The organism is Hymenobacter glacialis, assembly GCF_001816165.1.
In the GTDB taxonomy this organism is placed as follows: domain Bacteria; phylum Bacteroidota; class Bacteroidia; order Cytophagales; family Hymenobacteraceae; genus Hymenobacter; species Hymenobacter glacialis.
The window spans coordinates 14,407-27,937 of the sequence record NZ_MDZC01000112.1 but is presented as its reverse complement, the minus strand read 5'-3'; the positions used below and the strand labels follow the sequence as shown (position 1 = coordinate 27,937).

9 protein-coding genes are annotated in these 13,531 nt (G+C 53.0%); 7 read left to right on the top strand and 2 right to left on the bottom strand.

The annotated features are described in order from the left end of the window. The first annotated feature begins 220 nt into the window (after window positions 1–220). From BEN48_RS15695 to BEN48_RS15670, 6 genes are all read left to right on the top strand, one after another. Window positions 221–1,180: a polysaccharide biosynthesis/export family protein gene (locus BEN48_RS15695; RefSeq protein ID WP_083321145.1), complete on the top strand. Its 960-nt coding sequence runs from the start codon at window positions 221–223 to the stop codon at window positions 1,178–1,180. A 65-nt stretch (window positions 1,181–1,245) separates the two neighbouring features. Continuing rightward, on the top strand, window positions 1,246–3,753 hold the full coding sequence (locus tag BEN48_RS15690) for a polysaccharide biosynthesis tyrosine autokinase (RefSeq protein ID WP_070735926.1): 2,508 nt from the start codon (window positions 1,246–1,248) through the stop codon (window positions 3,751–3,753). A gap of 96 nt (window positions 3,754–3,849) precedes the next feature. Next, window positions 3,850–4,536 (top strand): tyrosine-protein phosphatase, encoded by a 687-nt coding sequence (locus tag BEN48_RS15685; RefSeq protein ID WP_241502296.1) that lies wholly within the window; start codon window positions 3,850–3,852, stop codon window positions 4,534–4,536. 78 nt (window positions 4,537–4,614) lie between these two features. Further along, window positions 4,615–5,637 carry an NAD-dependent epimerase/dehydratase family protein gene (locus tag BEN48_RS15680; RefSeq protein ID WP_070735924.1) on the top strand — a complete coding sequence of 341 codons (1,023 nt, stop codon included), beginning with the start codon at window positions 4,615–4,617 and terminating at the stop codon, window positions 5,635–5,637. 166 nt (window positions 5,638–5,803) lie between these two features. Further along, entirely contained in the window at window positions 5,804–7,201 is a 1,398-nt protein-coding gene (locus BEN48_RS15675) for a tetratricopeptide repeat protein (RefSeq protein WP_070736119.1), read from the top strand. Window positions 7,202–7,328: 127 nt separating this feature from the next. Continuing rightward, window positions 7,329–8,159 (top strand): phosphosulfolactate synthase, encoded by an 831-nt coding sequence (locus BEN48_RS15670; protein WP_070735923.1) that lies wholly within the window; start codon window positions 7,329–7,331, stop codon window positions 8,157–8,159. 81 nt (window positions 8,160–8,240) lie between these two features. On the opposite strand, the gene BEN48_RS18335 is transcribed toward BEN48_RS15670, so the two are convergent. After that, entirely contained in the window at window positions 8,241–11,105 is a 2,865-nt protein-coding gene (locus BEN48_RS18335) for a T9SS type A sorting domain-containing protein (protein WP_158010219.1), read from the bottom strand. 204 nt (window positions 11,106–11,309) lie between these two features. Beyond that, window positions 11,310–12,233 carry a bestrophin family protein gene (locus tag BEN48_RS15660; protein ID WP_070735921.1) on the bottom strand — a complete coding sequence of 308 codons (924 nt, stop codon included), beginning with the start codon at window positions 12,231–12,233 and terminating at the stop codon, window positions 11,310–11,312. Between the two features lie 522 nt (window positions 12,234–12,755). On the opposite strand from BEN48_RS15660, the gene BEN48_RS15655 reads away from it, so the two are divergent. Then, window positions 12,756–13,430 carry a DedA family protein gene (locus tag BEN48_RS15655; RefSeq protein ID WP_070735920.1) on the top strand — a complete coding sequence of 225 codons (675 nt, stop codon included), beginning with the start codon at window positions 12,756–12,758 and terminating at the stop codon, window positions 13,428–13,430. Window positions 13,431–13,531 lie beyond the last annotated feature (101 nt).

The following is a 13,531-nucleotide window of genomic DNA, read 5'->3' as shown; positions in this document are numbered from 1 at the left end:
TCAGAACAGACAACTAACTGCTTAACCAACAACTCTGGTTTTAGGCCCACAAAAGTACGCTTTAAGCGCTGGCAAAAGCTAAGCATCTGGCACCGCGTAACGGGTTGAACTTGAATAGGCACCGCAAAATCGTTACTTTTGAGGCTTTTTGAGAGAAACTTGGTTTTGACCACCGTTTTTTTTCACTGTTTCCCATTTGATTCCGTATTAATTGGCCTTCATGCCGACCTTTCATCTTCGCCGTTTGACGCGGCTGTGGCTGCTGGCACTGCCCGCACTGCTGCTTTTTTCGTCGTGCGCCACGACCAAATATTACAACCAGCGCACGCTGTTTCGCCTGACTGACAAACAGGGCAGACAGCTCGACAGCACCAAATTACGCATCGCCGTAAACCGGTCGGAGCGCAACTATGTGATCCAAGCCAATGATTTTCTACAGGTGCGGGTGAACACCAACAAAGGCGAACGAATCCTGGACCCCAACGGCGAACTGCAGTTCGGCCAGCCCTCCGGTGGAGGTTTGCCAACTGGCGGTGGTTCTATTGGTGGTAGTACTAGTGGCGGTGGCGGTGGCGGTGGCAGCCCACAGAACATAGGGCAAGGAGGTGGGTCTGCTACGCAAGGAACGAGTGGCTCTGTTTTTTTAGTACAAGCCGATGGAACAGTAGTACTACCGATGGTGAACCGTGTGCGCGTGAGCGGCTTAACATTATTGGAGGCCGATAGTATGCTGGCTATTCGCTACAATGAATTCTACAAGGAGTCGTTTGTAACAACCCGCGTCACCAACAACCGCGTGATTATACTGGGGGCAACTAGTGGTAAAGTCATCCCCCTTAATAATGACAACATGAACCTCCTCGAAGTACTGGCACTAGCTGGTGGAGTAGATGGAGCTGGCGGTGCAGGAGGTGGCACGGGCTTGTACCGCAATGGTGGGCGTGTAAATAACATCCGCATTATCAGAGGAGATTTGAAGAACCCCCGAGTTCAACAAATCGACTTATCTACCCTTGATGGCATGCGGCGGGCCAACTTACAAGTGGAACCCAACGACGTTATTTATGTGGAGCCAATTCGTCGCCCATTCCTCGATACGCTGGTAGATATAGGGCCAATCTTAAGCCTGTCATCGTTGCTACTTACCACCACGTTTTTCTTTATTACTCAATTCAGATAGTACTATCACCCTATTACCGTCTATTAACTTAGGTATTTTAAGCCTGATTTGACACTATACTCATAATGGCTACGAACGAAAACAGGGAACTGGAAGAGCTTATTCGCAACGCTACCGGCGGTACGGCGTCTCTTCCCGAAGCGCCAACGGTGGGGGCCAGCGAGCCCGAGGACGAATCTGCCAGTCTGGACATTACCACCCTTGTGTTGGTGGCACGGCGTAGCTTGCTCTGGATGCTGCTTCTAATTATGTTGGGAACAACCGCTTCCTGGCTCTATCTGCGCTATACCAAACCTGTATATAAGTCAGCTTCCTTACTTAAAATAGATGAACGCAATGAGGGCAGTGCCCTTGGGTTAGGCGGTCAGGGTGCACCAGCAGTGGTACCCAATGGCCGGACGAAACTAGCGGGCGAAGTTGAGCTAATTAAATCCAACATCATATACCAACGGCTTAAGGATTCCCTGGCTCTGGACGTGAATTATTACGTGCAGGGGACGGTACTGGAGTCGGAACTATATGGCACTTCGCCTTTTCGCGTCAAGTACAATATCACGGACCCAAGTCTATATAATCGCAAATTTGAACTGCGATTTACTGGCCCTAGTCGATTCAAGCTGGATTTCGTGGCTCAGGGCCGCCCGCTTGGGGGAGAGTATGCATTAGGACAGCAAATAACATTTCCAGGAATCCAGCTTCAGGTACTGGAGACGGAGAGCTTCGCGGCTAACAATACTGCTGATGCCAGTTACCATTTTACCATTCAAGATGACCGTAGCGTCAATGCATACTTAGATAAAAATCTAACCGTTGAGATAGTTAATCCCGAGGCAAATACCATCCAAATTGCTTTTAATGACTTTAACGCCAGCAAAGCGCAGGACATTGTTAACAAGATAGACTCAGTATATCTTGAAGAGAAGCTTGCCCAAAAATCTGAAAGCACAATCAGCAAGCTCCGTTTTCTGGACCAGATTCTGGACCAGAACGGACAGAACCTAGAAGATGCCGAAGACCGGCTGCAAAAGTTTGTGCAGAAAACTGGCACTTACGATAGCAAAGGTGAATTTGAGGCTATCAGTGGAAAGCTGGAAAAGTTTGAAACCGAACGGCTGAAGCTCACCGACAACATTGCCATGTTGGCTGAAATAGCCAACATGGCGAATCAGGACCGCCTGACTCGCGATGAAACTCAAACCGTGGAGCAAAGCCTGCCCGCCCTGGCTGGCATTGAGGACGCGCAGTTGGGGCAGGAGCTTAATCAACTCAACTCGCTGCAATGGCGGCTACGCCGGGTGTCGCGGTCCTACAATGAGAGCACCGAAGCCGTTCAGGGCATTCGCGACGATATTGCATACACGCGGGCTTCACTGAAGCGTTTGTTACGGCAAAACCAAATTCTGCTTAAGAAAGAGCTTGCGCGCCTTGACCAGCAGCGGGCTAAGCTCAACGGTGCACTGCAAAGCCTGCCATCTAAAAGCACCCAATTGGAGCGATTGAAGCGCCCTCTGGACTTGTATACTAGTTCTTACCTTCAATTAATGGACCGCAAAGTGCAGTTCAATATTGAAAAGGCCGGTGCTACTGCCGATTTTAAGATACTTTCTCCCGCTTCGCCTCCAGGAGCGCCGATTTCCCCCAACCAACTCATTGTGTATGCTATTGGTTTGGCGGGGGGTCTTGTATTGGGGCTGGGGCTGATTGCGGTGCGGTATTTTATGCACAATACCATCACGAACGTGCGGGAGTTAGAGCGGAGTACCAAGGCGTCAGTTCTGGGTATCATCCCAACCTATGACAAGGAGAAAATGGAGGTATCCCGGCTGGTGGTGGACAAAAACCCTAAATCGGCTATCTCAGAGTCCATTCGTTCCATAAGAACCAACCTTGACTTTATCAGCTCAGCCAAGAAGAAGCGGATGATATCGGTCACCTCCACGATTTCGGGGGAAGGTAAAACATTCGTTACCGTCAACTTGGGAGGCATTATTGCACTATCTGGGCAGCGGGTCATCATCCTCGACCTTGACATGCGCAAGCCCAAGGTTAACTTGGCCTTTGGAGCTGGCAATGCGAAGGGAGTGAGTACCATTCTTATAGAGCGCCACAGCATTCAGGAGTGTATTCAACCTACTTCCATCGAATCGATGCAGTTTATTTCAGCGGGTCCTACCCCGCCGAACCCATCGGAGCTTATATTGAGCGATAAGTTCGACTTGATGATTCAGGAATTGTTTCTATCCTACGATGTCATCCTGATTGACACTCCACCCGTTGGCCTGGTGACCGACGGTATCCTCATAATGCGTAAAGTTGACATCCCGCTTTACATTGTTCGCGCTAACTATTCACGCAAGGCCTTCATAAAGAATATAAATCGGTTGATGCGCAGTAATAATCTCACGCGCATGTGCACTATTCTTAACGATGCCAGCTCACGTGGCGCGGGCTATGGCTACGGGTATGGCTACGGGTATGGCTACGGCTACGGTGCCTATGGCCAGGGATATTACGAAGAACCTGCCGCTAAGCCACTTACCTTCGGCGAGAAGCTGAAGAAATTCTTCAGTTAACACCCGCATTGAATGGCTTCTCTTCTGCAACGGCTTTTCGGAAACAAGCCGGCAGCTCGGGCTATTTCGGCTAGCTTCGCCCAGTTGGGGGCTGACATGCACTCCCACCTACTGCCAGGCCTGGACGATGGAGCTGAGACAGTGGAACACTCCCTGGACCTACTCCGGGCCCTGCGTGAGGCTGGTTTTCGAAAGCTGATAATGACGCCCCACATCATGGGCGACTTCTACAAGAATACCCCGGAGGGGATTCGGGCGGCTCTGCAACTCCTGCGGGACGCTGCCACTACCGCGGGCCTGGGCGATGTGGAGTTGGCTTGCGCGGCTGAATACTATCTAGATGAATTCTTGGGCCGCAAGCTGGCCGACGGTACTGAGATGCTGACTTTCGGCGGCGACAAACGCTATCTGCTGTTTGAAACCTCGTACATGAACGAGCCCCTTAACCTGTACGAAATTATTTTTGAGCTTCATGCTCAGGGGTACCAGCCCGTGTTGGCCCACCCGGAGCGTTATACCTATTTGTACGGCCGCTTTTCAGATATCGAGGCCTTGCGACGCGACCATGGTGTGCTGCTCCAGATTAATCTGAATTCGCTGGCCGGTTACTATTCTCCGGCTGCTAAACGGGTGGCTGAAGAGTTAATTGATGCCGGCTTGGTTGACTTTGTGGGCACTGATACGCACCACCTGCGCCACACCGAAACCTTGGTGCGCAAAACCCTGCCACTCCCCTACATGGAGAAGCTTTTACAATTGCCACTCCTCAACCAAACACTTTGAGGCCGTTGCCTGCTGCTGGATGGTGCTGTTGCTGATAACACCACCCTGCAGAATTCCTCAATCTCCCCGCATTCCTTCATGATATTCGTTACCGGCGGAACCGGCTTGATAGGCTCCTTTCTGTTGCAAGCCCTGCGCGCGCGCGGCTTAGCGGTGCGAGCATTGCACCGGGGCGCCTTGCCCACCAATGCCGCGCCGGGTGTGGACTGGGTAGTCGGCGATTTGCTTGATACCGAATTGCTGCGCGTGGCCCTCACGCCTGATGTAACGCATGTGTTCCATTGTGCTGGGCTGGTGTCCTACGCGCCGCAGGACGAAGACTTGCTGCTAAACGTGAATGTGCAAGGAACCGCGGCCATTGTAGACGCCTGCCTGGAGCGACCGGGCATTCGGCTAGCCCATGTGTCGTCCGTGGCGGCGTTGGGTGGCCCTGCCGCAGGAAGTACAGCCGACGCAAATGGCGCACTGCCCGTTACCGAAAAGAGTACCTGGGACCTTGGGGCTGCGCACCCGGCCTACGCTACCTCCAAGTACTTGGGTGAGTTGGAAGTGTGGCGCGGAGTAGCCGAAGGGCTTTCCGCTGTCATCGTCAATCCTTCGGTGGTGCTAGGGCCCGGCGACTGGCACCGCAGCAGCACCCGGCTGCTGCGATACGCCCATCAAGAACACCGCTTTTACACCGCTGGCCTCATCAATTTTGTGGATGTACGGGATGTAGTGGCTCACCTGCTGGCCCTGGCGCTCGACCAGCCGGAACTGCGCGGAGAGCGGTACATCCTGAGTGCGGAAGCGGTGCCGCTGGCTGCTTTTTTCCGCATGGCGGCGGGAGCCATGGGGCGGCGGCCGCCCACAACGGCAGTGCCCAATTGGGCCGCCGAGCTCATCTGGCGCTTGGAGCACGCACGAGCCGTGCTAACCGGAGCCCGGCCGCTCATTACCAAAGACACGGCCCGGGCCGGCCGGCGGCCCGTGGTGTATGCGCACGCCAAAGTACAAAGCGCTACCGGCCTCGATTTCCGTCCGTTAGCCGAGACACTGGCGTGGTGTGCCGCCGAATTGTCTGGCAACCTAACCACGTCCCCAACGGTTATCGTAACTTAGCGAGAGCCAGATTGCACGGTTTTGGCTAACATTTGTTATATTGATAGATAACTGATAAAGTGGAGTGGAACGGCGTTTGCAAGCAACTGGCTAGTAATTGACTGGTACTTCGTTCGCCAATTCACAAAACGGATTAATCCACTTACCTTATTGCGGTATTATGCGCATGAACGAACATTTTGAAAACCACCGGGCCGTGTTGGATATCGTGCGCCGCTTTGAGCGCATGGTAGCCCAGCAAGAGCCTGTATTCTTCGATTTAGAGGACTTCGAGAACATCATTGACCACTACGTTACCAATGCCGAGTTTGACAAGGCCTTGCAGGCTTGTGATGCGGCCCTGGGCCAGTATCCTTTCTCGACGGAGCTGCTGATTGACCGCGCGCAGGTGACGGCCATGCGCGGCGATTACACCGAAGCCGAACGCCAGATTGACGAAGTAGCAGCCCTCGACCCGACCAACGCCGATGTGGCCGTGACGCGGGGCATTATCAGTACCCAGCGCGGCGAGTTTGCGCAGGCGGTTGACTTTTTTCGGGCGGGTCTGGAGCAGGAACCTGAGCGCGAAGACATTCACTTCAATTTAGGCTTGGCCTTTCAGAGCTGGCAGAAATTTAAGAGTGCTGCCAAGCACTACAAGCAAAGCCTGCGCCTGAACCCCGACAACGAGACGGGGGTGCAGGAGTTGCTGCATTGCTTGGACATTACGGCTCGCTTGGAGGAGCACGAAGACTTTTTCAAAGGCTTTACCGACGACGACCCGTACTCAGCTACGGCGTGGTACAACCTGGGGCAGTACTGGTACCGCCGCGAGGACTTCACGAAGGCAGCGGAGGCATTTGATTACGCCGTGGTCATCAGCGCCGATTTTCATGACGCGCACCACTGGTTGGCCGACACCTACGTTTGCCAGCAGGAGTACCAGAAAGCCATTGCCGAGTTTGAGCAGGCCTATCCTCCGGGCGAACCCACCGACGAGGCCCTGTGCAACATTGGGGAGTGCTACGAGAAACTGCGCGACTGGGAGCCGGCCCGGCGCTATTACCGCCAGGCCCTGGAGATTAACCCCGAGATGGACGAGGCGTGGTTTGGCCAGGGCGTCCTGCTCCAGGAGCAGGGCCGTTGGTTTGAGGCCATTCATTACTTCCGCAAGGCTACTGAGATATACGCTGAAAGCGGCGAGTACTGGTCGGCTTTGGGCGCGGCCGAGAACCAGGTGGGCAACGTGGTCAGCGCCCTGGAGTCGTACGAGAAGGCCACCGAAGTGGCCCCCGACGATGCGCAGGGCTGGGTGAGTTGGAGCGCCATTCTGTACGAGCAAGGTCATTTTAGCGAAGCGGTGGACTTAGTTCGCCACGCGGTGAACCTGCACCCGCACGAGGCGCATTTCCACTACATGCTGTGCGCTTATCTGCTGGCCGATGGGCGGATGCGCGAAGCCTACACCGTTCTCGAAACGGCCCTCACGCTTAGTTATGAGCAGCATGTGCTCTTGTTTGATTACTTCCCTGAACTGCGCGAGCAGCCCGGCCTAAAGAAGCTGATTGAGCAGTTCCGGAAATAACACTTCCGGTTAACGCTACTTTTGCAACCGCCCGTCGAACGACGGGCGGTTTTTGTTTGTCGGCACCACCCAACTTTCTTGGCCGGCCCTCATAATCCGTTGTTTCCCTCTTAGAGAGTTAGCATTGATGAATTACGAACTATCCCAGCTTCCAGAGCGCACCCCCAAGCCCCGCGAGCAAGGCTACACCATGATGATGGACAAGGGCATGAGCCTGCGCGAAGTAGAAGACTTCCTGGAAGTAGGTGCTGCCTACACCGATATTGTGAAGCTAGGCTGGGCCACCTCCTACGTGGTGCCCAACCTCAAGCGCAAGCTCGAGATTTACCGGGCGGCCGATATCCCAGTGTATTTTGGCGGCACCTTGTTTGAGGCCTTTATCATCCGCAACCAATTCGACGATTACCGCCGTCTGCTGGACAATTACGGCATGGAATACGCCGAAGTATCGGACGGCAGCATTGACCTCGACCACGAGCGCAAATGCGAGTACATCCGCGAGCTGAGCAAAGCCGTGCGGGTACTGAGCGAGGTAGGCTCGAAAGATGCCGAAAAAATCATTCCGCCCTACAAGTGGATAGCGCAGATGGAAACGGAGCTGGCAGCCGGGGCCATTAAGGTCATCGGTGAAGCCCGCGAGGGCGGCAATGTGGGCCTTTTTCGCAGTACGGGCGAAGTACGCTCGGGCCTGGTAGAGGAAATTCTAACCAAGATTCCTTCGGAAAAGATTCTCTGGGAAGCGCCACAGAAAGCTCAGCAGGTTTGGTTCATCAAGCTATTGGGCGCCAATGTGAACCTCGGCAACATTGCCCCCAACGAAGTGGTGAGCTTGGAGACCATCCGCCTGGGGCTGCGCGGCGACACGTTCTCGCACTTTCTGGATATGGACGCGGTGGACCCCATGTTCCGGCCAGCCGCCAAGACGGGCAAGCCCGGCACCTCCATGCCCCGCGGCTAGCACCCTACTTCGACAGACACAAGGACACAAAAAAACCGGCCTCCATCAGGAGGCCGGTTTTTTTGTGTCCTTGTGCTGCAATTACTGCTTCACAATCTTCAGGTTCTGCGTCTCGCCCGTAGGGAGCGTCACGCCAACCAAGTACATGCCAGCCTTAAGGTCACCGAGGTTCTTAATAGAGAGGTCGGAAACACCGGAGGTCAACTCTACTGACTCCTGACGAATTACACGGCCAGTAATGTCGGTGATGCGCAACTGGCCTTTGCCAGCAACCACCGACTGCAGTACCAAGCGCAATTCGCTGCCATTAATAGGGTTTGGATACGCAACCATGGCGTTAGCCAATGCATTGCCCGTGAACAGCACCGTGCGGGGAGAGAAGAAGGCATCTTTGCCATTTACGTCAATCTGACGGAGACGGTAGTAACGCGTACCTACCTTGTTAGCTTCCGTGTCGACGTAGCTATAGTTGGTTTTCTTGGTGCTGTTGACCGTGGCGCTGGCCACCGAACCCAACGTGCGGAACTGCTGGCCATCGGTCGAAACCTGAACCTCGAAGCCTTTGCTGTTGAATTCTGAGGCTGTCTCCCAGGTAATCAAAGCATCGGCGCCCATGCGCTCGGCATTGAAGGTAGTGAGGGTAACAGGCAGAGGATTGACCAGTGCCTCACTGAGAGTGAAGGTATTGAAGGCGGTAATCTCATTTTTAACCAAGACATTGTTCGAAAGGCCATCGCGACCCAACTGGCTGTATGTATTGGTGCCATTGGTGGATAAATACAGTGATAACTTGTTCTCATCCACGCTACCGTTGAAGGAGCCATCGTTCAGTCGCAGATTCACAAGCTCATTGTCGAGATAGCGGAACTCCATCTTTGCTCTTGCACCGGCGGCGTTGCCAGGCTGCACACCGAACGTGCGGCGAATGCCGGGCTTAGGCGAGGCACCACCAAAAGCTGATGGTGGTGTGTTACCAGTTGTATTACGAGAAACGAATACGGCGCCGGGCTCAGTACTACCCGTAAAGGTAAGCGCAAGGCCAATGTTACTGAAATTTTGACGCACACCAGTAGCAGCAACTTGAGTGGTTTTAATGTAACCACGCAAGTAGCTGTTCTCATTTTCACCAATTAATTGGGCGGCAGGCGTAACGACAGAGGTATTAGGGTCGGTGAGTGTGCCTGCAAACTCTACAAAGTTGGTGCTTACAGCAGAACCGTTGGTCACTAAAATGCCATTAATGAACTTCAGGTAGCCGCCGGAGCGGACGTTAAAGTTGGTAACAAGGGTTTTGATGCTGCCTGGGGTACCGTCAATCTCCACCTTGGTAAAGCCGTTAGCCGAACCGCTAATGGTTTGGTTCCCGCCTTTGAAGCTGATGACTGGCTCCGCACGCTGAATAAAGCTACCCTGTTCGTTCATAAAATCACCGAACACATCTAATTGCCCCACTACCAGGCGCAGGATACTACGGTCCAGCTGCGAAGTAGCTTGTAGCACTAGATTGCGTACCATTGCATTGCCGCTGGTGGAGTTATCATAGCCGGCGCTGGCAGGAATATTGATGGTGTTACCCTCAGAGTCAATTTCTGTCGTTGCGGCTGTAGGTGGCCGCATAGCGTCGCTATAAATGTTAGGATATGGTACGGCTGTGCCACTCGGGAAGTTGGGAATGGTAGCATTCGTGTTCATATTGGGGACACCATTATTCCAGTTACGAGCATCAAACCAGTTATCATTAATCCCACCAGTCCAAACGGTGTTGCCGAAAGGAGTGCCGTTGACGATGAAATTGGCGATATAATTCTGACCATCGTTGTCATCATTCACAGAAAAGGTTCTGTTCGGGCTAGTGGAGCTGTTGACGCCACTGGCTTGCAGATAGACATCAAGATTGTAGTTGCCCGTTGTGCCAATACCTGCCAACAAGTTCCGGGCAGCATTGGAAAGGCTGAATGTCCGCGTCCGCGTGCCACCAGCACTTTCATTAATAGAAGTTTGGGTTAGAGCAATGGATTGGAAAGCACCACCACCAGTAGTAGAGGAACGAACCCGATAGTAGAGAATGACGCTGCTAACAGTGTTGGGTCCGTTCTCGGTAGTAGTAGCCGTGCCACCATTAAGCAATAACTGGCCAGTATTTACGTCGTATTGGCCAAGAAATGCGTTGTCTAAGTCGGGGTTTGCCGAAACATTATTAGCATCGTAATTAACATTACCGAGGCTAGGCGAAGAAATAAGGGCTGTAGTACCAGTCAGCGTGGGAGGTGTGATAATAACGCCAGTAGCGGTAAACATCGACCGACGACGCTGCGCGCCTATAATAGCGTCCTCTCCTCTTTTTGGCCCGCCAGTGTAAGTACCTACAGCTCTAACACCGATATCAAAGCGGTAGTCAGTGCCAGGTGACCCACCTTGCATAGCCATCGCCAATATGTTACGAGCGGCATTATTAAGGGTAAAAGTTCGGACCTTACTGCTGTTGTTATAGCTCGTTTGAGTAAGCTGGACCGATTGTGTGAAAGCAGGGCCAGTTGCGTCGGCTAGTGTCCCAGGGGCTACTCCAAAAACCACGAAGGCTTGAAAATATTCCTCTTGGCTATCCTCTCTGATTGCGATGGTACCGCCTTCCAACAGTAAACGGCCAGCGTCAACGCTAAGCGGACCAAAGTCCGTTCCATCAAAAATAGCGCCCCCGCTCGCAGTGGCAGGAGGTGGGGTACCGGTTGCACCAGGTCGGGTCGCAACAGCATCAAACGTGTTGGTAGTCTGTGTGGCAGCACTAGTTCCGTAGGTGACAATCACATTGCGAAAGTCAACCGTTGACGACTGGGCCAACGCCGTCTGCGACGCCCCCAAGCCGACAAAGACGGCAAGGAGCGGAATGAGGAAGTTGAAAAAGCTTCGCTGTCGCAACAGCTTTTGAGTAAAGGTTAAAGTTTGCATGGATATGGAAATTGGATGAAAACAGGAAGGAAATGACGTATCAAGTCGTAATGAGGCGCATATACGCATGAGGTAAAAAAAGGTCTACTACTACTGAAAAATTTAAAAACTTTTGCAAAACAATCCAAATCAGATATAAAATCAAATACCAAAAGCTTTCGTTCTACACGACTCCCAGCTCGTTGAACCAGCACCGGTGCACGTTTAATGCACTATGCTATAAGGAACTGAGGCCAATGCCTTTTTCTCGGCTGGAAGCTCTACTCCCAGCAAGTCATGGACACTGACGCGGATTTTATTGGAGAGTTGGGTGATGGGCAAATCGTTGCTGTCGTACCCAAACGGATTCTCGATTTCATTGCCAATCATTTCCAGTCCCAGCATGGCATAGGCCCCAATCATGGTAATGGGAACCATCCACCAGCCACAGGAGTCCACCAGCACCAAGGGCATTATCATGATAAATATGGTGATATAGCACTTAATAAAGAAACTGTAAGAATACGGAATGGGTGTGGCCTTGATGCGCTCGCAGGTACCGTTCACTGCCATCATGCTCAAGTAGTGCTGCTTGATGTTGATGAGGTGAATGGGGTCGAAAATCTGTACCTGCCGCAGTTGCTCCACGCTTTCCATGAGCACGGCAATGATGGTGGAAGCTACGCTTTCGGCTTTTTGAAGACGTTCGATGATGTCGGGTGTGGCCTCCATTTTATCGAAGCGTACCTTGTTGCGCAGGCTGCCTTCTACCGCAATGGGAAAGTTGGAAATGAGGGCAGCGAAGTAGCGCCGGCTTGATTTGGCCTCGCGGGGCAGCAGGGCGTTCATTTCCATGGCCAGGCCCCGGCACTGCGACACCAGCACGCCCCACACCTTGCGGCCTTCGTAGTAGCGGTCATAAGCAGTATTGGTGCGAAACACCAACAGCAAGCTGAGCAGAATACCCAAGATGGATAGGTACTCGCGGCCAATCCGAACGTTCAGGGTATGAAAATCGAGACTGGTAACCGCAATAACGCTCCCGTACAAGCCCACCAAGGCCACGCGTTTCAGCAACAGGCGAATAACAGTGGAAGTCTGAAAATGTCGCAACGCGCGCCACCAGTCACCTCCTTGATAAACAATCATCTTACGGGTATATTTTCAATCCTGCAACGACAACTTTACGGTTGAGGTTGGGCAAGCGCAAACACGAAGGATAGTGATAGTGGTAAAATCTAAAATGGCTACTGATTGTACACTGACTCCCTGCAGTGTACTTCCCATCATGAGTCGTGCCACCTTTTGGATAAGTGAGTACTTTTCCAGTTTTATTTTGGAGGGGATAAGCGCTGAAGTGCCCGGTGCCCGGTGGTATTCCGGGCAGGACGTGGTGTTTCAGGCGGAAATTAAGAAAGCAGTCTCCCACGCATAGCCTCGGCAGTAGCTTAGGCCGTGCAAAGGTACGGGCGTGGCCCTGCTTATCAAAGAGATACCCACGTAATTGGGGGAGATAAAGGCAGGCGGTGGGTATGGGACAGTAGCAGAATGATATAGGAGCGGGCACGAGTGCGGCCGCAGCCAGTACTGGGCACTTTTCAGGCACATAGCAGCTTAGACGCCGGCACTTCAGCTTCGTTCCGTTTTCTTTGCACTTCACTTACGCCTGGCATGGAACTCATCAAGCATTTTTTCGACATCGTTTTGCACCTGGATGTGCACCTCAAGCTGTTGGTGCACGACTATGGCAACTTGGTTTACCTTATTCTATTCCTCATCGTCTTCACCGAGACGGGGGTTATTGTGTTTCCCTTCCTGCCCGGCGACTCGTTGCTCTTTGTGGCCGGCACGCTGGCAGCCCAGCCCAACGCCGACACGGGCGCGCCGTTGCTCAACATCTTCATCCTCATCCCGCTGCTGATGGCGGCCGCTTTTATTGGCGACAACCTCAATTACTTTGTAGGCGACTACTTAGGGCCCAGGGTATTCCGCGAGAACTATAAGTTTCTGAACCGCAAGTACTTGGACCAGACCCAGGCGTTTTATGCCAAGCATGGCGGCAAGACCATTATCATGGCGCGCTTCGTGCCCATTGTGCGCACGTTTGCCCCATTTGTGGCCGGAGTAGGCACCATGACCTATCGGTTCTTTGTTACCTACAGCCTGGCTGGGGCTGCCATCTGGGTGATTTCATTATCCTTGGCAGGCTACTTTTTCGGCAATTTTGCCTGGGTTCAGAAAAACTTCACGCTGGTTATTTACGGCATCATCCTCGTTTCGATAATGCCACCGCTCTGGTCGTTCCTGAAAAGCAAATTCGGTCCGCAGCCCGCTACCGAGGTCTAGTTGATGCCCAAGCCACACAGGCAAACAAGCAGCTGATTGGGGCGCTGGCACGACGCCAGCGTAATCCCGGAATCGCAATTCGATGAAAAAGGCGCCCCGAC

Excerpts from the sequence above, each read along its gene's own strand:
- BEN48_RS15695 (WP_083321145.1), top strand. The coding sequence starts at position 221 with ATGCCGACCTTTCATCTTCGCCGTTTGACGCGGCTGTGGCTGCTGGCA.
- BEN48_RS15690 (WP_070735926.1), top strand. The coding sequence starts at position 1,246 with ATGGCTACGAACGAAAACAGGGAACTGGAAGAGCTTATTCGCAACGCT.
- BEN48_RS15685 (WP_241502296.1), top strand. The coding sequence starts at position 3,850 with ATGCACTCCCACCTACTGCCAGGCCTGGACGATGGAGCTGAGACAGTG.
- BEN48_RS15680 (WP_070735924.1), top strand. The coding sequence starts at position 4,615 with ATGATATTCGTTACCGGCGGAACCGGCTTGATAGGCTCCTTTCTGTTG.
- BEN48_RS15675 (WP_070736119.1), top strand. The coding sequence starts at position 5,804 with ATGAACGAACATTTTGAAAACCACCGGGCCGTGTTGGATATCGTGCGC.
- BEN48_RS15670 (WP_070735923.1), top strand. The coding sequence starts at position 7,329 with ATGAATTACGAACTATCCCAGCTTCCAGAGCGCACCCCCAAGCCCCGC.
- BEN48_RS18335 (WP_158010219.1), bottom strand. The coding sequence starts at position 11,105 with ATGCAAACTTTAACCTTTACTCAAAAGCTGTTGCGACAGCGAAGCTTT.
- BEN48_RS15660 (WP_070735921.1), bottom strand. The coding sequence starts at position 12,233 with ATGATTGTTTATCAAGGAGGTGACTGGTGGCGCGCGTTGCGACATTTT.
- BEN48_RS15655 (WP_070735920.1), top strand. The coding sequence starts at position 12,756 with ATGGAACTCATCAAGCATTTTTTCGACATCGTTTTGCACCTGGATGTG.